The following is a 25,480-nucleotide window of genomic DNA, read 5'->3' as shown; positions in this document are numbered from 1 at the left end:
GGCACCGGCCGTGGCCTGATTCGCTGACCCCAGGATCAGGCAGTGACTGTCTGCGCGGTCCGGAACTCGGCAGCAGGATAGACGCCCAGGATGCGGACTTCCGTGGTGAAGAAATCCAGCTCCTCAAGGGCCAGGCGCAACGGCAGGTCCTCGGGGTGGCCTTCGACGTCCACCATGAACATCGTGGCCGCGAATTCGTCCCCCACCATGTAGCTCTCCAGCCGCGTCATGTTCACGCCGTTCGTGGCGAACCCGCCCAGGGCCTTGAACAGCGCCGACGGGACATTCCTTACACGGAACACAAAGCTGGTCACCGCCGGTCCGGTCAGCTCTTCCCGGGTGGGCAGTTGCTTTTCCCGCGCCAGGACCACAAAACGGGTGGTGTTGGACGGGTCGTCCTCGACCCGCGACGCCAGCACGTCAAGGCCGTAGATCTCGGCCGCGAGCGGGGGAGCGAGGGACAGCTTGGTGGGGTCGTTCCACTCGCGGACCTCCCGGGCGGATCCGGCGGTGTCCCCGGCAATGACAGGACGCAGCCCGGCCTCCCGGATCAGGCGGCGGCACTGGCCCAGGGCGTGGATGTGGCTGTGGACCTCGGTGGCCGCCTCGATGGTGCTGCCCGGAATGCCCAGCAGGTCAAAGTGGATGGGCAGGAAGAACTCGCCCACGATCTGCAGGTGCGACTGGGGGAGGAGGATGTGGATGTCCGCCACCCTGCCGGCGATCGAGTTCTCAATCGGAATCATCGCCAGCTCCGCCTCGCCGCTGGAGACCAGCTCGAAGGCGTCCTCGAAGCTGGCGCAGGGAACACTGTCCAGCTGGGGGAACATCTGCATGCACGCGATATTGGAGTTGGCGCCGGGCTCACCCTGGTACGCAATCTTCTGGGCCATGGTCCGTATGGTTTCACGTCAGGTGCCTGCCCACCCAACTGAGTAGCGTCAAGTGCCATTTTGGGCGCTCAAAACGACTGTGGAGTCTCAAAACGACTGATAGCGCTACTCAGTTGGGGAATCAGGGGCGGGATGACACCGAGCCGGAGGCATTGGTGCGATGCAGCAGTGTTGGCTTAGCCTGCACCCAGCCGCATGGACACCTGGTACCGGTCCGAGCGGTACGTTGAGACGGCGTATTCGATGGGCGTGCCGGGGTCCTCCTGGCCGGTGAACGAACGGCGCCGGAAGAGCAGGACGGGTGCCCCCGGTTCGATGTCCAGCAGCGCGGCGGTCTCGGCAGGGGCGGCGGCGGCCTCGACGGTCTGTTCCGCATGCTGCACCGGGTGCCCCGCGGCGCCGAGGGCCCGGTAAAGGGACCCCGTCAGGTCTTCCGAGAGCAGCCCGGGGACCAGCGCGGGCGGCAGCCACGATTCGTCCACACTGACGGGAGCGCCGTTCGCGAGCCGCAGCCTGCGGACGCGAAAGGCAGTTTCCCCGGGCGCCAGCCCGAGGTGATCGGCGGCCGCCGCCGGCGGCACTGCCGTGGATGCGTTGATGACCCGTGTGCTGGGTTCGAATCCGGCTGCCCGCATGTCCTCGTTGAACGAGGCCAGGTGCAGGGTGGAACGCACCAGCCCGTGGGAGACGAACGTGCCCTTCCCCTTGATCCGCACCAACGCGCCGTCCTGGACCAGGTCCGAAATGGCGCGGCGCACCGTGATGCGGGAGACGCCGAACTGCTCCTCCAGTTGCCGCTCACCCAGCAGGGCGTCCCCGGGCCGCATTGTGGTGGCCACCAGGTCCTGGAGTTGCCTGCGGACCCAGACGTGTTTGAGTTCCCCTGCCGTATCCATGTCTCCTATCTTCCGGGAATTTTGAACAGGTGGCCGCCTGCTTCCACGCGGCCACCGGAGGCCGGAGGTTCGATGGCGTCCGCCGCGCTGTCCAGGATCACCACGGGACTGCACATGCTCAGGTCCTTTGAACGGACCAGTGTGACGTCCACGGTGATCATGGGATCCCCTGCACGGACCTGATCACCCTTCTGCGCGAGCACGGTGAAGCCCTCGCCCTTCAGGCCGACGGTGTCGATGCCGACGTGGACCAGCACGGCGGGCCCGGACGCGTGCTGGACGATGTAGGCGTGGGGCATGACCTTGATGACTCGGCCGTCCAGCGGTGCGACGGCGGTGAGGACGCCGGCGTCGTCGTCGGGGACTACGGCGGCGCCGCCACCCACAAGTCCCTTGGCGAACACGGGGTCTGGGACCTCGTTCAGGGGAATGAGCCGGCCCGGCAGGGGGGAGACAACGCTGATGACCTGGGTCGGCGCTTCCGTGCTCGCGTCAGGCGTGCTCACCTCGGGACTGCTCACATCAGGACTGCTCACATCAGGTCCTGGATGTCTTCGGCGAGGCTTTCGGCTTCCGGGCCCACAACCACTTGGACCACCGTGCCGGACATCATGACGCCGTGGGCACCCGCGGCCTTGAGGGCGGCCTCGTCAACGCGGGAGGAGTCCACCACCTCGGTGCGAAGGCGTGTGATGCACCCTTCGATTTCTTCGACGTTATCGGCGCCGCCAAGGGCGGCGAGGATGATTTCTGCTTTGGACATGTCCACTCCTGAGTTCGTTTCGCGGTGAATGACGCCGGGCCGGAAGCTTTTTACGGCTTGAGGTTGACAACTGAGGCCGGCGCCCTTCACAGTGATGGTTGTCACTGGTTATAACCAGTTAGCTAGACTCTACTGAATCAAGCATCCCCGCACAAGCACCACCCTCTTCGAGACGAGGAACATTATGACCACGGAAAACCCATCAGCTTCCGCCGGGGCCGGCCCACTGGCCGCCCCGGCACCAGGCAAGGGCAAGGTCAGCGGAAAAGCGCTGCAGAACATGCAGCGCTTCGGCCGCAGCCTTATGCTCCCCATCGCCGCCCTCCCCGCGGCGGCGCTGCTTTTGCGCCTGGGCCAAGACGACCTGCTGGGCAGGTTCGAATCCCTGACCACCGTCGCCCAGGTCATCGGCGCCGCCGGCGGCGCCCTGTTCGAGAACCTGCCGCTGCTCTTCGCCGTCGGCATCTCCTTCGGTTTCGCCAAAAAGGGTGACGGTTCCACGGCCCTTGCCGCCGTCGTCGGATACCTGGTCCTGACCAACGTCTTCAAGGTCATGGCCCCGCTGGTGCTGGGAGCGGCCCCGGAGGGCGGCAAGGATCCCGTCATCAATTACGGCGTGCTGGCCGGCATTGTGATGGGCCTGACGACGGCGCTGCTGTGGCAGCGTTTCCACCGCACCACCCTGCCGGACTGGCTGGGCTTCTTCGCGGGCCGCCGCCTGGTGCCCATCCTGACGTCCTTCGCCGCGATCGTGATCGGCGTGGCCATGGCGCTGCTGTATCCGCTTTTCAATAACGGGCTGACGGCCGTGGGCAACACGGTTGCGGACAACACCGTGGTGGGCAGCGGGGTCTATGGCGTCCTCAACCGGCTGCTCATTCCGCTGGGCCTGCACCACATCCTGAACTCCATCGTCTGGTTCATCATCGGCGACTACAACGGCGCCCACGGCGACCTGAACCGGTTCTTCGCCGGGGACCCCACCGCAGGCGTCTTTATGACCGGGTTCTTCCCCATCATGATGTTCGCCCTGCCCGCGGCCGCCCTCGCCATCTGGCAGGAAGCCAAGCCGTCGCAGAAGAAGATCGTGGGCGGCATCATGCTCTCCACCGGCCTCACGGCCTTCCTCACCGGGATCACCGAACCGCTGGAATTCTCGTTCATGTTCGTGGCGTGGCCGCTGTACGTCGTCCACGCCTTCCTGACCGGGACGTCCATGATGCTGGTCAACTTCCTCGGCATCCATCACGGGTTCGGATTCTCAGCAGGAGCGATCGACTACGTCCTGAACTTCGGCATTGCACAGAATCCGCTCTGGCTGATCCCCATCGGACTGGGCTACGCCGCCGTGTACTACGTGGTGTTCCGCTTTGTGATCCGTCGCTGGAACCTGCGCACCATGGGCCGCGAAGATGAAAACGACGAGAACGGCTCAATGGCCAAAGCCGATGCCAGCTGAGTTTTTGCCGGCCCGGGGCGGCGGGGCCGACGGCGTGATGGGTCTGCGGGGCCGCCTCGTCACCGGCCACCCCGGTGCTGCGGTGATTGACGACGGCACCGTGGTGATGGCCGGCGGGAACATCGTGTGGTGCGGCCCGACGGCGGATCTGCCGCAAGGTTTCGGGTCCGACTTCCGGCGAGTGCCGCTCATCCTGCCCGGACTCGTGGACGTGCACTGCCACGGTGCCGTGGGGCACAATTTCTCCGCGGATGCGGACGGCGCGCGCCTGGCTGCCGGCCACCACGCATCGCAGGGCGCGACGTCTGTACTCGCCTCGCTGGTCTCGGCGCCGTCGCACGTACTGCTGGAACAGATCGAGGTGCTGCGGGACCTGGTGCAGGACGGCACCCTGGCCGGCCTGCACCTGGAAGGGCCGTTCATCACCACAAGCATGTGTGGGGCCCAGGACCCGGCAGCCATCATCGACGGCGACCCGGCGCTCCTGCAGCAGTGGCTTGAGGCGGGACGAGGGACCGTGCGGTCACTGACTCTTGCCCCGGAAACCCCGCACTTTGCCGAGCTGGTGCAGCTCTGCCGGGATCACGGCGTCGTGCCTTCCCTGGGCCACACCGCCGCTACGGCTTCCCGCACCCGGGAAGTCCTGAGCGGCGCAAACGGTGGGGTTGGCGGCCCGTGGTCGGCCACGCACCTGTTCAACCGGATGCCCCCGCTGGGCCACCGCACGCCCGGACCCATCGCGGTCCTGCTGCAGGCGGCCGAGGAGTCACCCGGGCAGATGGTGCTGGAACTGATTGCCGACGGCGTGCACCTGGACCCGGAGATCGTCCGTATGGTCTTCGGGCTGGTGGGACCCCGCTCCATTGCTCTTATCACGGATGCGATGGCGGCGGCGGGGATGTCCGACGGTCACTACACTCTCGGCAGCCTGGACGTGCTGGTCCAGGACCGGGTGGCGCGGCTGGCCGGAACCGCCGACGCCGGTCCCGACGCCGGTCCCGGGGCGATCGCCGGCGCGACGAGCCACCTGCTGGAGAACGTCCGCCGCTGCGTTGACTGGGGCGTTCCCCTGGCCGATGCCGTCGTCGCGGCATCCTCCACTCCGGCGCGGCTGATGGGCCTGGACCGGGGCGCCGCCCGGGTCGGCGCCATCGCCGCGGGATGCCGGGCGGACGTGCTGGTGACCACCGAAGAACTTGAACTCGTGCAGGCATACCGCGCCGGCACGCCACAAACGCAGGAAAGGAATGACCGTGCAGATAGTTCTGTGTGAGTCCGCCGATCACGTAGGAGCCCGGGCGGCGGACATCATCGAAGCCCAGGTCCGGCAGGGACCGGCAGTGCTGGGGCTGGCGACCGGCGGCTCCCCGCGATCCACCTACCAGGAGCTCATCCGGCGGCACCGCGAGGAGCAGCTCAGCTTCAGCCAGGTCACCGGCTTCACGCTGGACGAATACGCGGGCCTGCCGCCGGAGCACGGGCAGTCGTACTACTCCACCATCCGGCGGGAGTTCGTCGACCAGGTGGACCTGCCCCTGGAACGGCTCTTTACCCCGCAGGGGGACGCGCCGGACCTGGTGGCCGAGGCTGACCGTTATGACGCAGCCATCGCCGCCGGCGGGGGTGTGGACATCCAGGTCCTGGGCATCGGCGCCAACGGCCACATAGGCTTCAACGAGCCGACATCGTCACTGGCTTCCCGCACCCGGGTGAAGACCCTCGCCGGGGCCACGCGGGCTGACAACGCGCGGTTCTTTTCCGACGGCGATGTTCCGCGGCTGTGCCTGACGCAGGGTCTGGGGACCATCCGCGAAGCCAAACTGGCAGTGCTGGTGGCGATGGGGGAGAACAAGGCCGCCGCCGTCCAGGCCATGGTGGAAGGGCCGGTCAGCGCCCACTGCCCCGCGTCGGTGCTCCAGCTGCACCGCCGGGCAGTTGTCATCCTGGACCCGGGAGCCGCTTCCCGGCTGAGCCTGCTGGATTACTACCGGGAAGCCCAGGAATTCAACGACAGGCTGGGCCAAACACCAACAAGGCCTTGGCTCCAGCAGCCGGTCAGCCGTTGAAGACTGTGATATTCGTCGCTTTAGATTCCGTAAAATGAAATTTTGCTACCATGAAGTGGAATAACTGTTGAATTTGAGGAGACGGCGTGGACGCTCGGCTTGAGGCCATCCGGAATACGGTACTGGCACGGAACCCTGGTGAAGCTGAATTCCATCAGGCGGTGACTGAGGTTTTTGAGAGCCTGGGCCCTGTCCACGACCGGCACCCCGAGCTGCTCGAAGCCGCCATCCTGGAGCGGCTCTGCGAGCCCGAACGCCAGATCATCTTCCGCGTCCCGTGGACCGACGACTCCGGCCGCGTGCAGATCAACCGTGGCTTCCGGGTCGAATTCAACTCCGCCCTTGGTCCCTACAAAGGCGGCCTGCGCTTCCACCCCTCTGTCTACCTGGGCATTGTGAAGTTCCTGGGCTTCGAGCAGATCTTCAAGAACGCCCTCACCGGCATGCCCATCGGCGGCGGCAAGGGCGGCTCGGACTTCGACCCGCGCGGCCGCAGCGATGCCGAAGTGATGCGGTTCTGCCAGTCGTTCATGACCGAGCTCTACCGCCACATCGGCGAGTACACCGATGTGCCGGCCGGTGATATCGGCGTCGGCGGCCGTGAAATCGGATACCTCTTCGGGCAGTACAAGCGCATCACCAACCGCTACGAATCCGGCGTCCTCACCGGGAAAGGCATGTCCTGGGGAGGCTCCCTGGTACGGCCTGAAGCCACCGGCTTTGGCACCGTCATCTTCACCCAGGAGATGCTGAAAACCCGTGGGTCCTCCTTCGACGGGCAGCGCGTGGTGGTGTCGGGTTCCGGCAACGTGGCCATCAACGCCATTGCCAAGGCGCAGACGCTCGGTGCCAGCGTGGTGGCCTGCTCCGACTCCTCCGGCTACATCGTGGACGAGGCGGGAATCGACGTCGCGCTCCTCCGCGAGGTCAAGGAAGTTGAACGCGGACGCCTGAAGGATTATGCAGTGCGCCGCCCCGGCGTTTCCTATGTGGAAGCCGGATCGGTGTGGGATGTCGACGCAACGGTGGCGCTGCCCTGCGCCACGCAGAACGAGCTCGACGGCGATGCTGCCGCGCGGTTGGTCCGCAACGGCCTGGTTGCCGTAGGCGAAGGCGCCAACATGCCCTCCACCCGTGATGCTGTCTCGGTGTTCCAGGATGCCGGCGTGCTGTTCGGGCCGGGCAAGGCCGCGAACGCAGGCGGCGTGGCGACGTCGGCGCTGGAGATGCAGCAGAACGCCAGCCGGGATTCCTGGTCCTTCGAGCACACAGAACAGCGGCTCACCGAGATCATGGTGGGCATCCACCACCGCTGCGCTTCAACCGCGGACGAGTACGGCGACCCCGGCAACTACGTGCTGGGCGCCAACATCGGCGGCTTCGTCAAGGTGGCTGACGCCATGCTCGCGCAGGGGCTTATCTGACGGCATGCCGGCAGTTTCTTGACCACGCATTTGCGGCGGTCGAGACATCGCCGCCCTGCACGAGGCGGATCAGCTGTGTGAGCAGAGCAAGGTGCCGTCCTGCACTTCCAGCACAGCGGCCCGAATGTGGCTGAGGTGGCTCTTGGGGTCCGCTGTCATGCCGTCGATATCCTCGCCGTTCCAGTGCGGATGGGTGAAGTACACGATGAGCGCCCGCTCCTTCCCGTCTGCCGTGGCCTCCAGCGGCACCACGTCCGCGTGCCGTCCTACTACTGGACCGCCGTCGGCCGTTTTAGGTGCCGTCAGGATGAGCCCGTCAGAATTCTCCTGCCGCGTCCAGCCGCCTGAGGCGTCCTCGGACCGGTAGATCGCCTGGCCACGCCATTCGTCCACGATCATCCAGAAGTGCCCGTCGAGCTTGAAGACTTTGGGTCCTTCGTGCGGTCGCCCGGCGATGGTCAGGCCTTCAAGAACCCACGACGACGGATCTGCCGGGGTCCTGCTTACCGCACTGTACGTGCTTGATCCCCGGGATTCATCCTTGTACCAGAGCCGGTGCAGACCGTCTCCGCAAAGGGCCACTGCCGCGTCGATGACCCGCGGAGACTCCAGGTCGATGGAACCGAGGAACTCCCACGTGACCAGGTCCGGGCTGGTCAATTGGACGATCGAGGCGTTGCCGGTCCAGTCAGTCCGGACTCCGCCGAGGACTGTGAGGTACATGATCCATTGATCGCCGATTCGGACGACGTCGGGCGCCCAGAGTGTGGCGGGCAGTTCAGTTCCTGGCGGGACCAGTCCGTCCAGCGTGCCCTGATACTGCCAGTTGAGTCCGCCATCGGACGAGCGGGCCACCCCGATTGCCGTGCCGTGGACCCACTCGACGCCGGTCAGCTCGGTTTCGGTGGCCCGTCGCTGCGTGTAGAAAAGCACCCAGTCGCCGGTCAAGTGGTCGGGCACCAGGACGGGATCTGTGGGGCCGTCCCAGATGGGATCCCGGTAGGGAGTCCTGAAGGCATCAGCCCTGAGTGGCGAGACGCTGGATGCTGCAGGTTCACGGATTGAATCTGAAGCGGTGGCTTCGGTGCGCACGGGAATCTCCAGGTGGCTGCGTAGTCGGAATTCGTACAGCATATGCGGGAAAGTGCTTTCCCGCAGCTGCTTCCCGGCTGCGTGACAGGGCTCAGCCGGTGTTAGCGCAGGGGCCTGGAGGTGCTGCACCGGCCCCAGGCTGCTGTGCCAGCCAGAGGAAGTCGGGTACGGACGGGTACGGTGGCGGGTCTGGTTCTTGGAGGCGGCGCAGCCATTTCCGCTCCGGCTCTGGGTCTGCCGGCAGATGGCATTCGGGCAGGGCAGGGCCAGGTTCCTTATGGGGGAGTTGGTCCACTATCTGGTTTGGCCAGATTGGTGGTTCCCAGTCGGGGTGTTCGCTGGCGTAGTGGCGGCCTGTGGGTGAAATCCAGCCGGGTGGTTCGGTGGAACTCGCCGTGGTGGGTTTCCAGGGTGTGGTGTGTTTGAGCCGGTGGTGTCGGCGGCAAGGCTGGCCGAGATTGCTGATCCCGGTGCTGCCGCCGTGGGCCCAGGCGAGGAGGTGGTCGGCTTCGTTGTCGAGGGAGTGGGTGCTGCAGCCGGGGAACGGGCACTTCCCGTCCCGCAATCTGAGCCATTGGCGCATCGCTTTGGGGATCCGGTAGCTGTCACGGCCGATTTCCAGCGGGGCTCCGTCGCGGGGGTCCGTGAGGACGGGGTGGAACGATTCGGTGCCGTCGGCGACGAGGGTCCGCGCCATGGACGGCGGGATGGGCCCGTACCCGTCGAGCATCGCGGGTTCATCGGTCAGGCCCATCAGCGCAAACACCGGCACCGTGACCAGGACTTGCGCCTTGGGTGACAAGATCAGATCGGCATGCCCGCCCAGAAGCCAAGCCGCGGCGCTGTCGGCGCGGAGCTGGGTGAGGGTCCTGGACTCGCTGGGTCCCTGCAGGGCGCGGGCGGCGGTGGTGGCGCGGTCCCAGATCCCGGAGGCCTGATCGGCCGGGAGGTAGGCGGAGAGCCAGGCCATGCCGTCACGGTCCGGGGAGTACTCCAGCCGCCGGTCCGCTGTGCTGCGGGTGTGGCGTTTTTCGATGCTGTCCGGGTGGTGGCGTTCGCGCCAGGTCCGGGCTTTGGCGCGGAACCGCGACGGGATCATCTCCCCGGCCGGGCCACCCCTCGCCGGGTTGGGTGCGACGGGATCCAGGAAGTGCGCCTCCAACGCGTGCGCGGCGGCAGGATTCAGGTTGAGGGTTTCGTCCACCATGATCCGGGCGTGCTGCCACGAGATGGTCCCTGCTTCCAGGGCGGCGAGGGTCAATGGCAGAGCGGTGGTCAGGCGGTGTGCTTCGCCCAGCAGCGCGTCACCCGTGCGTTCGCTGACGGTCAGGGCGCAGGCGACCTCGGCCACGATACCCATGTCCTGGGCGGTCTGCTCCTGAGGGGAAGTGATGGGCGCCGCGACGGACTGGGCGGCGTCGTCGTAACCGCTGGCGGCATGGACCTTCACGGCGGCGAACATGGCTTCCATCCCCACGGTCCCCGACAGGACGGTCAGGCAAAGCTCAGCCTGCCGGCGAGCCAGGTCCCAACACATCGCGGATGGACCAGGTGCTGAAGGGCAATCAGCCGGACCAGTTGCAGCCGGGCTGGCTGCTGGATCCACGGCCGCCCCACGAAGCACACCGGCCATCTGAAGAGCAGAGGCCGCGATGGTCTCCAGAATCTCTGCCGCTGACGTGTTGTCCATACCTCCATCATGTCGAGGGGGTACGACATTTTAGGGTGACAGACTCCACACCCGGCATGACAGGTCAGAACGCCCCCGCGCTAGTAGCGTGTTCACCTCCGCCGCACTCCTGAAGGACATAAAGATCAACCGCTCTGCCGCCACCAAAGCACTGACGCTGTTCACCACGCTGCTTCTCGCCAGCGCCCTCACCGGTTGTGACGCCGCAGTCTCGGCCGCAACGCAGGCCGCAAACAAGGTGTCCGAAGCGGTCAGGGAAGCACCGCCGTCGGGCAACTCCGGCGAATCATCTGTGAGCCCAGCCGACGTGGCAACGGCCCTCGCCCAGCTGGAGACCATCCCGGTGAAGGGGCGCGCACCCAAGACCGGCTACACCCGCGAGGAATTCGGACCCGCGTGGGCGGACGTCGACCGAAACGGCTGCGATACCCGAAACGACATCCTCGCCAGGGACCTCGTCGGCGAGATGTTCAAGCCCGGCACGCAGAACTGCGTCGTTGTGGCCGGTACGCTGGCCGACAAATACACAGGAACAACCATCGACTTTGTCCGTGGCAACACCACCAGCTCCGCCGTCCAGATCGACCACGTGGTTGCCCTCAGCGACGCCTGGCAGAAGGGCGCCCAGCAGCTCAGCGCCGAACAGCGCAGGCAGTTGGCCAACGATCCCCTGAACCTCATGGCTGCCGACGGGCCCACCAACAGCGCCAAGGGCGACAAGGATGCGGCCACCTGGCTCCCGCCCAACAAGGCGTTCCGGTGCGAATACGTAGCCCGCCAGACCGCCGTGAAGGCCAACTACAGCCTGTGGGTCACCCAGGCCGAGCGGGACGCGATCGAAGGTATCCTGGCAGCCTGCATTTAGGCTTTGACCGCGCTCAGTCCTTGAACAGGCCCGCGAGGTCCTCGGCCGTGATCGACCCGCTGGACAGGGCGTCGCCTTCCATGACATCCGCGAACAGCTGCGACTTCCGGGCTTTCAGGGCCATGACCTTTTCCTCGATCGTGTCCTTGGCCACCAGCCGGTAGACCATCACATTCCGGGCCTGCCCGATCCGGTGCGTCCGGTCCACGGCCTGCGCCTCGGACGCGGGGTTCCACCAGGGATCCAGCAGGAAAACGTAGTCGGCCTCGGTCAGGTTCAGGCCAAAGCCGCCGGCCTTCAGCGAAATCAGGAACACCGGCGCGCTGCCGTTCTTGAATTCGTTGACGACGTCGGTACGGTTCCGGGTGCCGCCGTCGAGATAGCAGAACTCGATCTTCTCCTCCACAAGCCGCTCGCGGACCTTGCCGAGGAAACCGGTGAACTGGCTGAAGATCAGCGCCCGGTGGCCCTCCGCGACCAGATCCTCCAGCTGCTCAAACAGCACGTCCAGCTTCGAAGAGCGGACGCCGGACAGCGACGGATCCACCAGCGACGCGTCCAGGCTGAGCTGACGCAGCAGGGTCAGTGACTGGAAGATAGTGAACCGGTTCTTGTTCACGTCCTCGATCAGGCCCAGGATCTTTTGCCGCTCGCGCTGCAGGTGTGTCTGGTAGACCTTCTGGTGGCGCGGGTTCAGTACCACCTCGAGGATCTGCTCCTGCTTGGGCGGCAGGTCCTGGATGACCTGGTCCTTGGTGCGGCGCATCATCAGCGGACGGACGCGACGGCGGAGCTTGTCCAGCTGGCCTTTGTCGCCGTTCTTTTCCACCGGCTTTTGGTAGTACTCGGCGAACCGTTTGGGGCTGGAGAACAGGCCCGGTGCCACGATGGACGTCAGCGCCCAGAACTCCATGAGGTTGTTCTCCAGCGGGGTGCCGGTGATGGCCAGCTTGAACGCCGCGGGCAGCTTCCGGGCGCACTGGTAGGCCTTGGACTGGTGGTTCTTCACAAACTGGGCCTCATCGAGCACCAGCCCGGCCCAGGTTTTGGAGGCATAGGAGTCGTAGTCGATCCGGAACAGCGCGTAGGACGTGATCACGATGTCCGCGCCGGCGAGTTCAACGGCCGCGTCCTGGCTATTTTTGGCGAAGGTTTCGCTCACGATACGGACCGTGAGGCCGGGAGCGAAGCGTGCGGCTTCCGCCGCCCAGTTGCCCACGACACTGGTGGGGGCCACCACCAAAAAAGGAGTCACGCCGTCGGGCGCCGGAACTTGCGCCCCGGCAGAATCAGCCCCCTCAGGCACAGGCGCAGCCTGCTCCTTCGCGGCGCACATCAGGGCGAGCGCCTGCACGGTCTTGCCGAGGCCCATGTCGTCGGCGAGGATCCCGCCGAGGCTGTGCCGGTACAGGAAGCTGAGCCAGTTGTAGCCCTCCAGCTGGTACGGCCGCAGCTCGGCATTGAGCGAGGGAGGCAGCGGCAGCCCGTTGATCCCGCCTTCAAGCAGCCCGCCCACGGCCTCACGCCAGGCGGCGGCCTGCTCATCGACAATGCCAAGCTGCGCGAGCTCGTCCCAGAGCCCGGCCTGGAAACGGCTGATCTGCAGCGGGGCGTCCTTGTTGTCCTGCAGCGAGCGGGCCTCCTCGATGAGGGCGCGCAGCTGGTGCAGCTCCGGCAGGTCCAGCGAGAAGTAGGCGCCGCTGGGCAGGAGCATCTTGGTCTGGCCCGCGGCCAGTGCGGAGAATACGGCGGCAAAAGAAACCGGCTGCCCCTCCAAAGAAATCTGGATGCCAAGGTCGAACCAGTCGCGCTGTTCGGTGGCCTTGGTGGAGATGGAAACGACTGGCGCTTCCTCGGCCTCGCGGTAGTCGGCGATGTCCCCGGCAGTGTCCACTGATACGTCCGGCGCGTTCCGGAGCTCGGGCAGGACGTCCTCGGTGAAGGCCAGCGTGTCCAGCCCGCTCAGTTCGGCGGACGCGGACAGTCGGGGCGTGCCCCAGCCGCCGGTGGCCGATTCGCCCAGGGCCGGAACAACGTTCCACGGCTGGCCGATGCCCTCCAGGATGCGGGCCTCGGCGGTGTCGTCGCGGTAGCCGTGGTCGCCGGGGTGCCGCCACAGCGGTTGGGCCGTGACGAGGGTTCCGGACTTGTAGTGCCATTCCCAATGCAGCCGGACCCGGTGGTCCGCGCCGTAGTTGGCCAGCAGGGAAAGGGTCGGGAGGGCCAGGGCGGGGAGCGCCACCGACTCATCCGTCGCCGTGACCCGGGCTGCCTGCTTGAGCTTCGGGTAGAAGCCGGTGAGGAAGCGCGTCTCATCCTTCGCCGGAATGTGCAGGGTGCTGCCGGCCGTGACGAACGTCAGCAGTTCCTCGCTCAGCCCGTTTTCCAGCGGCGCTAGCGTGATCACATTCTCCGCGGAAACACCGGGCAGCGCCTCCCCGCCCGTGGTCAGGAAAATGCCGTGCGCGGGGCGGCCAATGGTCCCCACCGACGCCGGATCAACGTCCTCCCCCTCAACGGTGATGGTGGGCGCGAGCTCCAGCCCGCCGTCGTCGTGCGTTGCGCCGGGAGCCGCAGCGTCCCCACGCACGGGTGAGCCGTAACGGCTCAAATTAAGCCCGACGGCGGCGGGAGACTCCGCGAGCCGCACCGGCGCGGTGCCGCGGCTGTGAACCAGGGCGAGGCCGATCTTCTTGGCGTCGGTGAGGAGGCCCCACATGTTCTTCCCGGCGAACGTGTTCAGGCCCAGCCACAGCGCGGAGGAGTTGTGGACCCGGTTGGCGGCCGCGGTGTGTGCGGCCAGGAACGCCTGCATCCACTCGATGTGCGCCTCGTTGCATTCGCGGCGGAAGTTCAGGTAGCTCAGCGTGTTCCAGGAGACGTCGCCGCGGATCCACTTGCCCTTGGCGCCCATGATCACGGGCCGGGCCTTGAGCTGGCGGACGCTGCGGAGCGGGTCGCGGCGGCCTGTGTAGGAGAAGTGCGGCGCCGGTTCCTCGATCTCGAACTGGAGGGCCAGCGGGATGCCGCTGATGGACTGCGTGATGCCCGGCTGCGAAATGAGCGGGCTCAGTGCCTGCTCCCAGTCGGCCAGGTCCAGGCTGGCGGGCTGGCGGGAAAGCCGGGACACTTCAGCCGGGGCCAGGAGCTGGACGCGGATGGCCGGGTTGTCCTCGGCGGCGAACAGCAGCGCGGCCACGTGCTTGCAGTCCTTGCGGACGGGGCAGCTGCAGACACCCACGGTGCAGCTCCAGCCGCCCGATTTCCGCACCAGCTTGGCCGTGGTGGAGTACGGGACGTCGGCACCTCCCCGGACCTTGCCCAGCATCAGCCCGGTGGCGGCGTCGAACGACATTCCGGAAACCCGGCTTCCCATGGCATACGCCAACCCGGCCGCGAGGGAGCGGTCGTTAATGGCGGGGGTCTGTATTGCCAGTGCCGCACTCTCGTCCGGTTGGGATGGCATGGTGCGCGCTACTTTCAGCTGGCCACGGGGGTGCCGTGTCCGATCGGAGGTTATCTGCTTCATCTTAGTTCGCCCGGCCGGAGCCTGAAACTTCGCCTGACGTTCACTTCCGCCTCAACACGGCGCCGCCCGCGCCGACGTAGCGTGAAAGTGTCCCAAGCAGCACCCGGCATTCAGCAGTGAGGAATCCCATGACCAAGAGCCAGAACCCTGTCGTCCTGACCCAGGCCAGCATCGAAGCAGGCAGCGAGGAGGTCGTAGATGGCAACGTTTATGTGGTGAACGCCATGTACGGGAAACTGCTCGACGCCGGCGAGATCGCGCCCGCCGCGCTCGGCAGCTACTACGTTGACTTCTACGTCACGCAGTCCTTGGAGGGCGGCTTCGCCCAGTACGTGTTCACCGCGGACCGCGACGAAGTGGACCCGCTCATCCGCGAGGGCCTCGCCGGCATGGGCGCAAACGCCCACCTGGAACTCTTCAACCGGACCGTTGCGGCGTTTGATGCCTTGTCCGACGAAGACGAAGAGCGCTACCTCGACGGCGACCTGGACACCGAGGAAGAGTCCAACGACGCCGTGCGCACCATCGAAGAGCTCGACGGCGAGTTCGAGGAACTGTTTGAAACCGAAAACATCACGGCGCTCAACGCCGCCTGGCTCCTGTCCCAGGAGGGCCTGCTGGTGCTCGACGAAGAAGAGCTCGATGCCTACATCGAGCGTCAGGTGGCGCTCATCCCCAACCTGGAGGAACGCCAAGCCGCGGCCGACGAGGAAGCGCTGGAGGACGCCCCGGACTTCGAGGTCATCATCCGCGAACTGTGCGACATCGCCGGCTATGCGCTGCAGAAGATCACCATGGGCGACCCCAACTACATGCACGACGGCGAGAAGACGCTGGCCTGGCACTTCACCACGGACCACGGCGACTTCATCATGGTCGAGGACGACGACGAGGCGTTCATGATCAACCCGGAGACCCAGGAAATCGTCGCCGCCGTTGAGTTCGAGGAATCGGACGACGACGAGATGATCGACGCGTAGGTCCCTCACCACGGCTGCGGGCCGGGGTCGTCGGAAGTTTTCCGGCGACCCGGCCCGCCGTCGTTCCAGCTGTTAGGTGTTCTGGTCCAGCGCCCTGGCGAGGATTTCCAGCAGTTCCTCGTCCACCTGGTCCGCAGACGTGAGCCGGACGCGGCGGTCGAAGTGATCGTCGGCCCGGGCCTTCAGGGCTTCCAAGCGCCCTCCGGCGGCTGCGTCGAGGCGGAGTGTGTCCAGGCGCAGCGCGACGTCCACGGCGGTGTTGGTGGTCCGGGTGACCTGGGCGAACTTCCGTCGTGGGCTTCGGGATAGCCGAACAGCTCCCACGAGACGGCGTACTGCGCATAGCCCGTGACGCCGTGCTCGTCGCGCATCAAGTGGCGGAGCTCGGCGTCGTTCCTCATGCCCGCGGAGCGTGCCTGCTCGGCCCAGTACCCGACGTCGTGCCCCGTCTTTCGCAGGAGCAGGGCTTTGTTGCTGTCCACCATGGTCTGCCAGGTCTTGGCCGGTTTCTGCTGTTCCGGACTGGTCGCCATGCCTCGATGCTAGTGCGGTCCATGGGCCGGAGCCGGGCCCTGGAAAAGAAAATTGGGAGGCGCCGTAACTTTCCCGGTCCGGCCAGCGATGAAGGGGGTGAAAGGTTCCTCACGGAGCCGGATCTGAATTATTCTCTAGGTTTTGGAGTGTCATATGTCGTTGTTCACTGTTCTCGCCACCAGCAAAATCGCCGCCGGAGTACTCGCCGCGGGCACCCTGGCCGTCGGTGGAACCGGCGTCGCAGCTGCTTCCGGCGCCCTCCCGGCCGATGCACAGCAGACCGCCCACGAACTGCTCGGCGCCCCGGCTCCCAAGCTGGCCGCTGACGCCACCGAGTCGGCTTCCGCAAACGCTTCCGGTGATGCAGCAGTAACTGGCGAAGCAGCCGTCTCCGACGATGAGGTCGCAGCCGAGGCCAACGCCTCCGTCGCCGCCGGCACCGCAGTGGACGCAGCAGGTGCCGCAGCCTTTGGCCTCTGCACCGCCTTCACCAACGGTGGACTGAACGAAGCCTCCGAAGGCTTCTCGTCGCTGGTCATCGCCGCCGAGGGCGAAACCAACGTTGACGCCTTCTGCGCCGACGTCGTCGCGAAGGGTGCCGCTTCCGCCGACGCCGACGCTGCTGGCGAGGGCTCTGCCGCCATCAAGGCTGAGCGCCCCGAGCTGCCCGCCGTTCCTGCCGTTCCCGCCGTGCCGGCAGTTCCGGGTGTCGACGGCGAGCCTTCCGTTCCCGCCGTTCCTGCTGTTCCCGCCGTACCGGGCGACGTTGTAGACGTTCCCGCCGTTTCCGGCCACTAGGACCTGCTCAGCTAGTGTGGACTGCGGGAACCGGCTCCGGACGGACCGGATTCCCGCAGTCCACATGGCAGCCAGATAGCTGACCGACCGCAGCTGACCGACAGCAGCGGAGCACGCCGCGCCGAATACCGGGATGAGCCACTACGCTGCCCGGGATGGAGGAGCCACTGGTGCTAGACACTTTGGCCGAAGAAGACATAGATACATTTGCAGACACAGCCGGTGCTGATCCGGCTGTGCTCTTCGGCGCTGTCTATCGAACCTTGTCCGGAGCGGTCCTGGGTTACCTCAAGGCCCGTGGGGTGGATGATCCCGAGGCTGTCACCCAGGATGTGTTCCTGGCGTTTTTCCCCAAGATTGGTGAGCTGACCGGCGGCCTTCAGGGCGCCAAGTCGCTGGTGTTCTCCATCGCCCACGCCCGGATGGTGGATTACTACCGGCGGGTTGAACGCCGGCCGGACTTCACTCCGTACGACCCCCTGCAGGACGCGCGCAGCACGGCGTCCGCGGAGGACCACGCCCTGGGCCACAGCGGCGGCGCGGCTGCCCTGCTTGAAGGCCTCGCCGATGAACACCGCGAGGTGCTGGCACTGCGGGTGGTGGCGGACCTTTCCATCGAACAGGTGGCCGGCATCATGGGCAAGTCCCAGGGTGCCATCAAGCAGCTCCAACGCAGGGCGCTGCAAAACCTCAAGGACCAGACTCTTAGAAGAAACCAGGCAGATCATGAGTGATACCGCAGGCTCACGCAACGGTTCCCGCGAGGACGCGTCTGTTGACCGGTTGCTGCTGGAGGCAGGGCTGGACGACGACGGCGGCCTCCGTCCCGTCCTGCTGGAGCTCCGGGCGCTCGCAGCCGAGCAGCCGGTACCTTCCGATGCGGTTGCCGCGCTTATGAGGCCTGCAGTGACACAGACTCCTGCCGTGACACAGACTGTTGTCCCGACGCCTGGACCGAGCCACGCGGCAGCGACCCGTCACCTGGCGGTGGCGGCATCCCCTCAATCAGAGCCCGCCGTAGCCCCAGCCGCGGCAACCGGCCAGGTCACGGCGGCCACCGACGAGCTTGCCGCCCGCCGTCGTGCCAAGCGCAGGATCACCCTCACCACCCTGTCCGTGGCCGTCTCGCTGGCGGCCGGCGGCGCCGTTGCCGTGGCCTCCGACCAGGGGATCCGGGATTCCCTCGGCCAGGTCAACCACGCAGTTACATCCTTCGTGTCCACCGTTGGCGGCGGGCCTGCCCCCGCGCCGGTGGAGACCCCGGCTCCGGGACCGGGCCAGCCCGCCGTCCCTGCCGTAGGATCCACTGGGACGGCTGACACTGAGCCGGTTCCGGCCGTACCGGGATCCGGTTCCAGCCAGGTCACGGAGCCCGCTCCGGCCCCTTCAGGTTCAGCGCCGGCAGTGCCCCTGCCAGACCTTCCCCTCCCCGAAAACGTCACACCGGGTATGCCGGGTGGGCCGCTGAACGGCCAGGGACAGCCCCCGGCTCTGCCCCTGCCGGCCACGCCTCCAGTCCCGCTGCCCGGCCTCCATCCTTAAGCGGTCAATCCGTAGGCGGTTCGTCCGTAGGCGGTCGATCCGTAAGCGCCAGAACCGCCAGTAGCCAGAACTGTCGGTAGCCAGAACCGTCAAGTAGCCAGAACTATCAGTAGCCTGACGCCGCTGTCCGGATCATTTCCCCGGCCGGCGTGGCCAGGTACCAGACGCCGTTGACGCCCTGCCCCAGCACGTCGCCGGGCTTCTTGTCCTGCGCGAAGTAGTACAGCGGCTGTCCATTCAGGGTCACCTGCTTGGCCCCGTCCGGCGTCGTGATTGTCCCGAGTGTGCCGGTGACGCCTTCGGCGGCAGGCTTGGCTGCGGTGGTGAGGACCGGTGGCCACGCGGTCAGGCATGCTCCCGTGCAGGCGCTGGTGCCGGAATCCTTCACGTCCTTGGTGAAGAAATAGACGCTCATGCCCGCGGCATCCACCACGATGTTGCCGGCGCTGGAGGATGCTGTCTTGAGGTCGACGGCGGCCGCTGCGGTGGGGGAGCCGGCGGTCGGGGCGGCGGACGTGGCCGCCGGGCTGGTGGCCGCCGGAGTGGTGGTGGTGGTTCCGGGGCTGCCGCCGCAGCCGGAAAGTGCGGCTAGGAGAGCCGCTGCGGCAAGACCTGTGCACAAATGCTGTTTCATGGGATGCTCCTCGTCTGGGGCCCGGCGTAGCTCACCGAACGCTAACCGGTACGACGCACCAGGGTGAAGAATGGTTCAAAGTGAACCGTTTTCCGTCCGCCGACGTTATATCGCATGAGTGCACGGAGCTTCAGCGTCGTTGTAGGCGCGCATTTGTAACCGCAGACCGGATTAGGGACAGGAGGGCGGCATGCCGCTGGACGAGGACGTGGTGGCCGCGATCTACCGCGAACACGGCTCCGCCCTGCGCCGTTTTGTCCTCAGCGCCTCCCGCGACCCACAGCTGGCAGAGGACGTGGTCCAGGAGACCGTGCTGCGCGTCTGGCAGCAGGCCCCGGACATCACCGGAAGCCTCCGCAGCTACCTGTTCCGTACAGCGCGGAACATCATGATCGACAACTACCGCAAAGCCCAAAGGCGTCCCGCCGAAGTGATGGAACGCGAACTCGCCGATCCCGCCGAGGCCGTGGAACGCGTGGATGAACTCCTGAACCGCGTGCTGATGGAAGAGGCGCTGCTGCGGCTCAGTACCGAACACCGCGATGTCCTTGTCGCCCTCCACTACCGCCGTTTCACCGTCAACGAGGCCGCCGTGCAGCTGAACATCCCCAGCGGAACCGTGAAGTCCCGGGCCTATTACGCCGTTAGGGCCCTGCGGACCATCCTCGATGAGATGGGGGTGGAGCGGTGAACGCCTCTGAGCTGCACCAGCTGCTGGGCGCCTACGTGCTCGGCGGGCTTGACCCCGCGGATTCGCAGCGTTTCGAAGCCCACCTCAAGGACTGCGCGGACTGCCGGACCGAACTCGCCGAGCTTGAAAGCCTACCGGCCCTGCTGGATGCGCTTCCCGTCCCGGACGCGGTGGCGCTCACTGGGAGCGCCCGCCCCGGGGTGGCGCCCGAGCCAGCCAGCTCCGTGCCGCGCACGGTCCTGGATGAACTGGCCACCCGGCGTCGTAAATTACGACGGCGGTGGGCGGCCGTGGTGGGCGCCGTCGCCGCGGCGTCCCTCGCCTTGGGGGTGGCCGCGGCCCCGCTGCTCAGCCAGCCGCCGGAGCCGGACGCCAGCTACTCGGTCCAGTCCGGCAACGGCCTGCAGTTCAGTATCGACCTTGCCCGGAAAACATGGGGCACCGAGCTGGCCGTGAACGGCAGCAAACTGCCGCTGGACGGAACCCTCTCGCTCTGGATCCGGGACCGCGACGGCGGCGAGGACCGGGCATGTGCCTGGACCGCGACGCCGAGCGGGAGGGTGAAGGTCATGGGCGCCACTCCCGTTCAGCTGGCCAGCATCGCCAGCCTGGAACTGCGGGACGAAACCCAGCGCGCCGTTGCTGTGATTACGGTGCCGTGATGCCTGTGCCGTGATCTCTTTGCCGGAGATTACGGCGCTGTGATTACGGCTCTGTGGTTACGGCGCTGTGGTTACGGCGCTTGGAGGGCCTGGAACTCGGCTACCAGGGCTGGGTTTTCGCAGGCCCGGGCAAACGCTTCGATCCTCGTATTGATCTCACGGCCCAGCAGCCAGGCGCCCATCCGCTCCGCCACCGGCCGCAACCAGGCCGGGCGGCACGAAAAGGTGTACTTCCAGACGGCGCGCGTGCCGCCGTCGTCCGCGGTGAAACGCCAGCCGCCACCGAAATTCCCGAAGAACCACGGTCCGGACACCATGGTCATACCCACGTTCCTGGGCGGCGCATAGGAAACGTACTCGCTCACCATCACCAGGCCCAGGCGGGACACGGTCCGTGTCCGGACGCCCTTTCCGGCGGACGTTGCGCCGTCCAGGAATCCTTGGGAGGAGATGAACGGGTCCCACTGGAGCCGGAACGCGCCGGTGGTCTGGGAGAGGGCAAAGACTGTCTCCGGATCGAGGCTGATAAGGCGTTCGGCGCGTACCTGGGGCATGGACCCACCCTAACCGGAAGCCGGTATTCCGGGTGGGGCGGGTAGACCGGGGCCCCGGAGATGGCGCCCCCTACATTTTGGCAAGGCGGGCCCGCACCACCATGAACACGCCGTAGCAGATGAGGCCGGCGCCCACGGCGGCCAGCAGGTACACGCCGAAGGGCTGTTCGCGCAGGGCCCTGAGTCCACCGTCCAGGCCCGTGGATTCATCCGGATGGGCCTGCAGGGTGGCAATGGTGATGAGCATCCCGGTCAGCAGCAGGACTATGCCCTTGGCGACGTAGCCGGCCACGCCCAAGGCTGAGACGGCCGTCCGGGCAGAGCTGGAAACGGGCATCGTGAGGTGTTCCTCGAAGGTCTTCTTGATGCCGCGGATGCCGTAGATGATCCCGGTGATGGCCATGCCCAGACCAACGAGGACCAGCAGTGCTACGCCGCCGGGAGCCTTCATGACGGCGACGGTGAGGTCGCTCGCTGATTGCTGGTTGTCGCCCCCGGACCCTGTGCCCATGGCGAAGCTGGCCAGGGTCACGGCGAGCCCGGCAAACACCACGGCCTGCGCTGCCGCTTTGGCCTTCTTACCGACTTTGTCCTTAGTGGGCAGCCGGTTGTAATCGAAGACGGCATCGCTGGCCTGCCAGATGGCCAGTGCCGCGCAGGCGGAAAAGCTTGCCCACAGAAGGAACGGCCCGGCAGGCTGGCTGGCCAGTTCGGAAACAGCACCGCTGAAGTCAGCATTACCCGAACCGCCCATGGCGAGGCGGATTGCGATGGTGCCCACCAGGAAGTGCAATAGGCCGCTTACCGCGAAACCCACCCTCGCCAGCAACTCCAGTGCGCGTGAGTTGGTGACGTCCTCCGCCGCGTCTGCGGCGTCTCTGAGTTCTCTTTTGATGGCGCTTCCTTCGGGCCAGCGCCGCTCGGGCGCAGATTTGTGTGCCCCCGCACAACCCCAATCGTGCCACGCGACGCCGGCCGCGAACAGTACCAACTTTTGCGCACCGCGGACCGACATTAACTGCGTGTGCGTTGGTGTGCCCGGCGATGGGGAGTGTTCCCCATCGCGGGAGAATTGCCACCATGCGACGATATGTCCAGCGATAGAACTAACTCTTAATACTCTCCGGGGGAGACACCATGACTTTTTACGGCGCGGACGTCAGCCAGCTGCGGGAGCTGGCGAGGGCCGTTGACAAGGCGGCCGCGCTGCTCAGCAGCCGGGCCAGCTCCCTGCAGGGCCAGATCCAGTCCGCGCCATGGAAGGGTGCCGACGGCGAGCTGTTCCGGCAGGACTGGTCCGGCAACCACCGCCCCAGCCTGGAGCGAGTGGCATCCAGCCTCCGCCACAACTCCAAGCTGCTCCTGCAGCACGCAAACGAACAGGAACAGTCCTCTGCCGCGACCGGCGGCGGCAGCAGTGGCGGTGGCGGGACCAGCGTCCTGGACAAGATTAAGGACCTGGGCAGCCGCGCCCAGAACTGGCTGGAGGAACAGGTAGCGAAGGCGGCAGCGGCTGAGGCCCATCGCCAGGAGCTGATGCAGGGCATGGATGACATGCTCAAGGCCAGCCCGGAAGAGCAAGCCAAGTGGTGGGCCAGCCTGTCCGAGGCGGACCGGAAATACCTGATCGAAGGCGAAGACGAGAACGGCCCGTTCGCCGAGGACCTCATGAGGATGGACGGCGGGATTCCCCAGTCCGCCCAGGATCAGGCGAGCGCCCACCTCCGGGAACTCGCCAAGACGGAAACTCCTGTATACACGGAGTCTGGCAAGGCCTCCCTTGATGCCCGGGTTGCCTGGTTCCACGCCGGCGCGGAGGTGGGCACCGTCGTCGTAGAGAATGCAGACGGTTCGGCCACCATGAAGGTCTACGGGAACGTGGGCGTAGGGGTGAACGACACCACCGGCACGGCAGGGGTCACGCTGAACGGAGAGGCCTCGCGCGAGTATAAATTCGGCAGCCTGGAAGAGGCCATGGCCGCCCGCAACCAGATTTATACGGATCTCCCGCCGGACAGCGTCGGTGAGATCAAGGACGCGGCAGGCAACCCGCCCGGCTACATTCTGGAGACCATCAACGATGCTGCGGACGACAACGGCTCCACCGGCCACGACGACAAAGCCAAAGGAACCCTCTCCCTCGAAGCCAAAGGTGAATCCGGCCCGGCTTCGGGCTCGGCGAAGCTGGATCTTGCCTACGAGCGGAACCTGACGGACGGCACGGCCACCGCCAGCGCCGAGGTGTCGGCCCAGGGCAAGCTGGACCTTGACGGCAAGGTGTTCGAGGCCTCGGGCAAGGGCGGCCTGGAAGTGAACCTGGATAAGAACGGCAACATGGAATCGGTCGCCGTATCCATGGAGGGCACGGTTGCGGAGGGCGCCAGCGCGGGTGCCGACCTCCAGGGCGCAAAGGCTGAGTCCAGCGTGACAGTGGGCACTCAGGGCACCGTGAAGATCAACGTTGAGTACTCGCCGGAGAACGCGCCTGTGATCGATAGCTACCTGCGCAATATGGCGTTGGGAGACACGGTTGCGGCCGGCCACGACGCCGCCAAGCTCTACGCGGCAGGTTCCGCCACAGTCCAGGTGAACAGTGTGGTGACAGCGTCCAACGAGTTCGGCGTTGACCTCAAGGCCGGCGAGGTGGAGGTCAAAACCGAGAACAAGGCAACCACCAACGTGTCCACGTACTATAAGGTCCCGAACGACACCAAGCTCGAGAAGCTCTGACGACCCGTGCCGGATCAGCACGTTCCAGCCAGCCCAGCCAAGACTTACCGCTAAGGAGCAACCATGTCAGTTCATATCGAGTCCCCGCTGGGATTCACGGCAGACTTCCCCGAGCACACCCAGGTTCTGGAGGACTCCGCCGCCGGGCCAAACACCGAGCAGTATGGCCTGCTGGGCGGTGTCCTGGTGACGGTCATCAAGGACGACACCTCCGTGACCGGCGCCGCACAGGCTAACGGCTGGGCACACCTGATGTCAGGCTTCTACCTTGAAGACCGGGCCGGGACCATCCTCACCGAAGGCGAACTGAACGTACCCGGTAAGTCCTCGTACGCCGTCGTGGTTGGATACACGGATCCGGCAGGCGAGGCGAGGGTCGCGGCCACTGTGGGTGTTTGGGAGAACAGCCGCTTCATCGGTGTTGTGGTGATCTGGCCGTACGTGAACCCGGAGATCGAGCCGCGGCTGGGGATGCTCAAGGAGATCGTCGCCTCCATCAGCGTGAACTGACCCCAACTGAGTAGCACTAAGTGTCGTTATGACGGCTCAAAACGGCATCTGCTGCTACCCAGTTTCCGTGGCTCAGCGCCGGCGGTAGCAGAGGTCGAAGATCAGCCGGCCTGCTTCGTGGGCCTTCGCCTCGAAACTCGTGCGGATCCGGCCTTCGAAGCGTGGCGCCCAGCCGCCCGTTTCATCAACACCCTCGTTGGGGCCTGTATGCGCGGTACTCACCGGCGCCCGGCCTTCGCGGACGGGCGCGCCGCCCACGAGAGTTTCGACGCCGGATTGCCACACCTGGGTGAGCGGACTTTCCGGCCCGTGGCGCTCGCCGGTGTGGAGGTTTTCGAAGTCCGGAGAGTCCGCGAGGACGTCGCGGACGTGGACAGCGTAGTTGGACCAGTCCGTGGCGACCCGCCACAGTCCGCCCTTGGTGAGTGCCCGTGCTGCCAGCTCGGCGAACTCCGGCTGGATGAGGCGGCGTTTGTGGTGCCGTGACTTGTGCCAGGGATCGGGGAAGAACACCCACAGCTCGCTGACGGATCCTGCCGGCAGCATGGTGGCGAGGACCTCGGGCGCGTTGGCTTCCACCACCCGGACGTTGTTCAGCCCGCGGCTGTTGATTTTGATGATGGTGTTGGCCAGCCCCGGTGTATAGACCTCGACCGCCAGGAAGTCCGTGTCCGGGTTCTCCTCGGCCGCGTGGCAGATGGCATCGCCCAGCCCCGAACCGATCTCCACAATCAGCGGTGCCTTGCGGCCGAACTCGGCCTCGGCGTCGAAAGTGTAGTCCGGGTGGACCGACGTGTTCGCGATGTGCCGGGGCACGTCCAGCGCCCACCGGTCCGAGTGCTCTTCCCACGCCGTCTGACGGCGCCCCTGGAGGCGGGTTCCGCGGCGCACAAAGCTCACCGGCCTGCCGCCGTACGTGCCGAAAGACGCCTGGGTACCGGGCGTTACCGGGCGCGGGACATGCGGAGGCTGGGGAGATTCTGGGGATTCACTCATCCCTTCCAGAATACCCGGGGCCCGCGTGCCCACGGCTTGGGCGGTCACCTGGGCTCAGAACCAGACGCGATGGAAATTCGAAATGGCCGCCCTGCTAGCCCGGGGTTTTCATGAGGGTGGCGCCCGCCGGGTGTGTTAAAGCGACGAAAGGTGCTTCTGAGCTGGGAAAATA

26 protein-coding genes are annotated in these 25,480 nt (G+C 66.2%); 13 read left to right on the top strand and 13 right to left on the bottom strand.

Annotated elements, in window-relative coordinates:
• Positions 1-35: 35 nt before the first annotated feature.
• The 4 genes from CXR02_RS17970 to CXR02_RS17955 all read right to left on the bottom strand — a co-directional run bounded on the left by CXR02_RS17970 (position 36) and on the right by CXR02_RS17955 (position 2,552).
• Positions 36-893: a prephenate dehydratase gene (locus CXR02_RS17970; RefSeq protein WP_104063223.1), complete on the bottom strand. Its 858-nt coding sequence runs from the start codon at positions 891-893 to the stop codon at positions 36-38.
• A 176-nt stretch (positions 894-1,069) separates the two neighbouring features.
• Positions 1,070-1,789, bottom strand: a complete 720-nt coding sequence (locus tag CXR02_RS17965; protein WP_104063222.1) for a GntR family transcriptional regulator — start codon at positions 1,787-1,789, stop codon at positions 1,070-1,072.
• Positions 1,790-1,794: 5 nt separating this feature from the next.
• The gene (locus CXR02_RS17960) at positions 1,795-2,325 is read right to left on the bottom strand and encodes a PTS glucose transporter subunit IIA (RefSeq protein ID WP_219816447.1); all 531 of its coding nucleotides are present in this window, start codon (positions 2,323-2,325) and stop codon (positions 1,795-1,797) included.
• Positions 2,322-2,552 (bottom strand): glucose PTS transporter subunit EIIB, encoded by a 231-nt coding sequence (locus CXR02_RS17955; protein ID WP_058930899.1) that lies wholly within the window; start codon positions 2,550-2,552, stop codon positions 2,322-2,324. Before CXR02_RS17955 ends, CXR02_RS17960 begins: the two co-directional genes overlap by 4 nt.
• Before the next feature lie 184 nt (positions 2,553-2,736).
• Here CXR02_RS17955 and CXR02_RS17950 point away from each other — a divergent pair, with 184 nt between their 5' ends.
• The 4 genes from CXR02_RS17950 to gdhA all read left to right on the top strand — a co-directional run bounded on the left by CXR02_RS17950 (position 2,737) and on the right by gdhA (position 7,501).
• The gene (locus CXR02_RS17950; protein ID WP_219816445.1) at positions 2,737-4,011 is read left to right on the top strand and encodes a PTS transporter subunit EIIC; all 1,275 of its coding nucleotides are present in this window, start codon (positions 2,737-2,739) and stop codon (positions 4,009-4,011) included.
• A complete protein-coding gene (locus tag CXR02_RS17945) occupies positions 4,001-5,284 on the top strand; it encodes an N-acetylglucosamine-6-phosphate deacetylase (RefSeq protein ID WP_258061100.1) in 1,284 nt (427 codons plus the stop codon). The genes CXR02_RS17950 and CXR02_RS17945 overlap by 11 nt, the downstream gene beginning before the upstream one ends.
• Positions 5,265-6,077 (top strand): glucosamine-6-phosphate deaminase, encoded by an 813-nt coding sequence (gene nagB, locus CXR02_RS17940; protein ID WP_104063277.1) that lies wholly within the window; start codon positions 5,265-5,267, stop codon positions 6,075-6,077. Before CXR02_RS17945 ends, nagB begins: the two co-directional genes overlap by 20 nt.
• A gap of 86 nt (positions 6,078-6,163) precedes the next feature.
• The gene (gene gdhA, locus CXR02_RS17935; protein WP_104063221.1) at positions 6,164-7,501 is read left to right on the top strand and encodes an NADP-specific glutamate dehydrogenase; all 1,338 of its coding nucleotides are present in this window, start codon (positions 6,164-6,166) and stop codon (positions 7,499-7,501) included.
• A 69-nt stretch (positions 7,502-7,570) separates the two neighbouring features.
• Here gdhA and CXR02_RS17930 read toward each other — a convergent pair whose 3' ends face one another.
• Positions 7,571-8,635, bottom strand: coding sequence for a glycoside hydrolase (locus CXR02_RS17930; protein WP_258061098.1), 1,065 nt, complete (start codon positions 8,633-8,635; stop codon positions 7,571-7,573).
• Positions 8,636-8,684: 49 nt separating this feature from the next.
• Positions 8,685-10,283 (bottom strand): HNH endonuclease signature motif containing protein, encoded by a 1,599-nt coding sequence (locus tag CXR02_RS17925; protein WP_104063220.1) that lies wholly within the window; start codon positions 10,281-10,283, stop codon positions 8,685-8,687.
• Between the two features lie 88 nt (positions 10,284-10,371).
• Here CXR02_RS17925 and CXR02_RS17920 point away from each other — a divergent pair, with 88 nt between their 5' ends.
• Positions 10,372-11,148 carry an HNH endonuclease family protein gene (locus CXR02_RS17920; RefSeq protein ID WP_258061097.1) on the top strand — a complete coding sequence of 259 codons (777 nt, stop codon included), beginning with the start codon at positions 10,372-10,374 and terminating at the stop codon, positions 11,146-11,148.
• Positions 11,149-11,161: 13 nt separating this feature from the next.
• Here the strand turns inward: CXR02_RS17920 and CXR02_RS17915 are convergent, their stop codons facing one another.
• Positions 11,162-14,614: a DEAD/DEAH box helicase gene (locus CXR02_RS17915; RefSeq protein WP_104063219.1), complete on the bottom strand. Its 3,453-nt coding sequence runs from the start codon at positions 14,612-14,614 to the stop codon at positions 11,162-11,164.
• Between the two features lie 191 nt (positions 14,615-14,805).
• Between CXR02_RS17915 and CXR02_RS17910 the strand changes: the two genes are divergently transcribed.
• Positions 14,806-15,657, top strand: coding sequence for a hypothetical protein (locus tag CXR02_RS17910; protein ID WP_104063218.1), 852 nt, complete (start codon positions 14,806-14,808; stop codon positions 15,655-15,657).
• A gap of 72 nt (positions 15,658-15,729) precedes the next feature.
• On the opposite strand, the gene CXR02_RS23045 is transcribed toward CXR02_RS17910, so the two are convergent.
• Both CXR02_RS23045 and CXR02_RS17905 read right to left on the bottom strand, forming a co-directional pair.
• Positions 15,730-15,852 (bottom strand): hypothetical protein, encoded by a 123-nt coding sequence (locus CXR02_RS23045; protein WP_258061096.1) that lies wholly within the window; start codon positions 15,850-15,852, stop codon positions 15,730-15,732.
• Complete coding sequence (locus CXR02_RS17905; protein WP_258061095.1) at positions 15,840-16,190, bottom strand: hypothetical protein; 351 nt, start codon at positions 16,188-16,190, stop codon at positions 15,840-15,842. The genes CXR02_RS23045 and CXR02_RS17905 overlap by 13 nt, the downstream gene beginning before the upstream one ends.
• A gap of 154 nt (positions 16,191-16,344) precedes the next feature.
• Here CXR02_RS17905 and CXR02_RS17900 point away from each other — a divergent pair, with 154 nt between their 5' ends.
• The 3 genes from CXR02_RS17900 to CXR02_RS17890 all read left to right on the top strand — a co-directional run bounded on the left by CXR02_RS17900 (position 16,345) and on the right by CXR02_RS17890 (position 18,531).
• On the top strand, positions 16,345-16,989 hold the full coding sequence (locus CXR02_RS17900) for a protein tyrosine phosphatase (protein ID WP_104063217.1): 645 nt from the start codon (positions 16,345-16,347) through the stop codon (positions 16,987-16,989).
• A gap of 155 nt (positions 16,990-17,144) precedes the next feature.
• Positions 17,145-17,723 carry an RNA polymerase sigma factor gene (locus CXR02_RS17895; RefSeq protein ID WP_104063216.1) on the top strand — a complete coding sequence of 193 codons (579 nt, stop codon included), beginning with the start codon at positions 17,145-17,147 and terminating at the stop codon, positions 17,721-17,723.
• Positions 17,716-18,531 carry a hypothetical protein gene (locus CXR02_RS17890; protein WP_104063215.1) on the top strand — a complete coding sequence of 272 codons (816 nt, stop codon included), beginning with the start codon at positions 17,716-17,718 and terminating at the stop codon, positions 18,529-18,531. The genes CXR02_RS17895 and CXR02_RS17890 overlap by 8 nt, the downstream gene beginning before the upstream one ends.
• 106 nt (positions 18,532-18,637) lie before the next feature.
• Here CXR02_RS17890 and CXR02_RS17885 read toward each other — a convergent pair whose 3' ends face one another.
• The gene (locus CXR02_RS17885) at positions 18,638-19,165 is read right to left on the bottom strand and encodes a hypothetical protein (protein WP_104063214.1); all 528 of its coding nucleotides are present in this window, start codon (positions 19,163-19,165) and stop codon (positions 18,638-18,640) included.
• A 190-nt stretch (positions 19,166-19,355) separates the two neighbouring features.
• Here CXR02_RS17885 and CXR02_RS17880 point away from each other — a divergent pair, with 190 nt between their 5' ends.
• Together CXR02_RS17880 and CXR02_RS17875 are read left to right on the top strand one after the other, a co-directional pair.
• Positions 19,356-19,856, top strand: a complete 501-nt coding sequence (locus CXR02_RS17880; protein ID WP_058930911.1) for a sigma-70 family RNA polymerase sigma factor — start codon at positions 19,356-19,358, stop codon at positions 19,854-19,856.
• The gene (locus CXR02_RS17875; RefSeq protein ID WP_104063213.1) at positions 19,853-20,518 is read left to right on the top strand and encodes an anti-sigma factor; all 666 of its coding nucleotides are present in this window, start codon (positions 19,853-19,855) and stop codon (positions 20,516-20,518) included. The genes CXR02_RS17880 and CXR02_RS17875 overlap by 4 nt, the downstream gene beginning before the upstream one ends.
• A 71-nt stretch (positions 20,519-20,589) precedes the next feature.
• Here the strand turns inward: CXR02_RS17875 and CXR02_RS17870 are convergent, their stop codons facing one another.
• Both CXR02_RS17870 and CXR02_RS17865 read right to left on the bottom strand, forming a co-directional pair.
• Positions 20,590-21,072: a type II toxin-antitoxin system RatA family toxin gene (locus tag CXR02_RS17870; protein WP_104063212.1), complete on the bottom strand. Its 483-nt coding sequence runs from the start codon at positions 21,070-21,072 to the stop codon at positions 20,590-20,592.
• A gap of 70 nt (positions 21,073-21,142) precedes the next feature.
• The gene (locus CXR02_RS17865; RefSeq protein ID WP_104063211.1) at positions 21,143-22,087 is read right to left on the bottom strand and encodes a DUF1206 domain-containing protein; all 945 of its coding nucleotides are present in this window, start codon (positions 22,085-22,087) and stop codon (positions 21,143-21,145) included.
• Between the two features lie 122 nt (positions 22,088-22,209).
• Between CXR02_RS17865 and CXR02_RS17860 the strand changes: the two genes are divergently transcribed.
• Together CXR02_RS17860 and CXR02_RS17855 are read left to right on the top strand one after the other, a co-directional pair.
• Positions 22,210-23,802 carry a hypothetical protein gene (locus CXR02_RS17860; protein WP_104063210.1) on the top strand — a complete coding sequence of 531 codons (1,593 nt, stop codon included), beginning with the start codon at positions 22,210-22,212 and terminating at the stop codon, positions 23,800-23,802.
• Between the two features lie 63 nt (positions 23,803-23,865).
• Positions 23,866-24,312 carry a hypothetical protein gene (locus CXR02_RS17855; protein ID WP_104063209.1) on the top strand — a complete coding sequence of 149 codons (447 nt, stop codon included), beginning with the start codon at positions 23,866-23,868 and terminating at the stop codon, positions 24,310-24,312.
• Between the two features lie 72 nt (positions 24,313-24,384).
• Here CXR02_RS17855 and trmB read toward each other — a convergent pair whose 3' ends face one another.
• Positions 24,385-25,308 carry a tRNA (guanosine(46)-N7)-methyltransferase TrmB gene (trmB, locus tag CXR02_RS17850; protein ID WP_104063208.1) on the bottom strand — a complete coding sequence of 308 codons (924 nt, stop codon included), beginning with the start codon at positions 25,306-25,308 and terminating at the stop codon, positions 24,385-24,387.
• Positions 25,309-25,480: the final 172 nt, after the last annotated feature.

Source organism: Arthrobacter sp. 4R501 (assembly GCF_002929755.1).
GTDB lineage: Bacteria > Actinomycetota > Actinomycetes > Actinomycetales > Micrococcaceae > Arthrobacter.
Note: the sequence above shows the minus strand (reverse complement) of the source record. Positions and strands in the feature narration are given on the sequence as shown.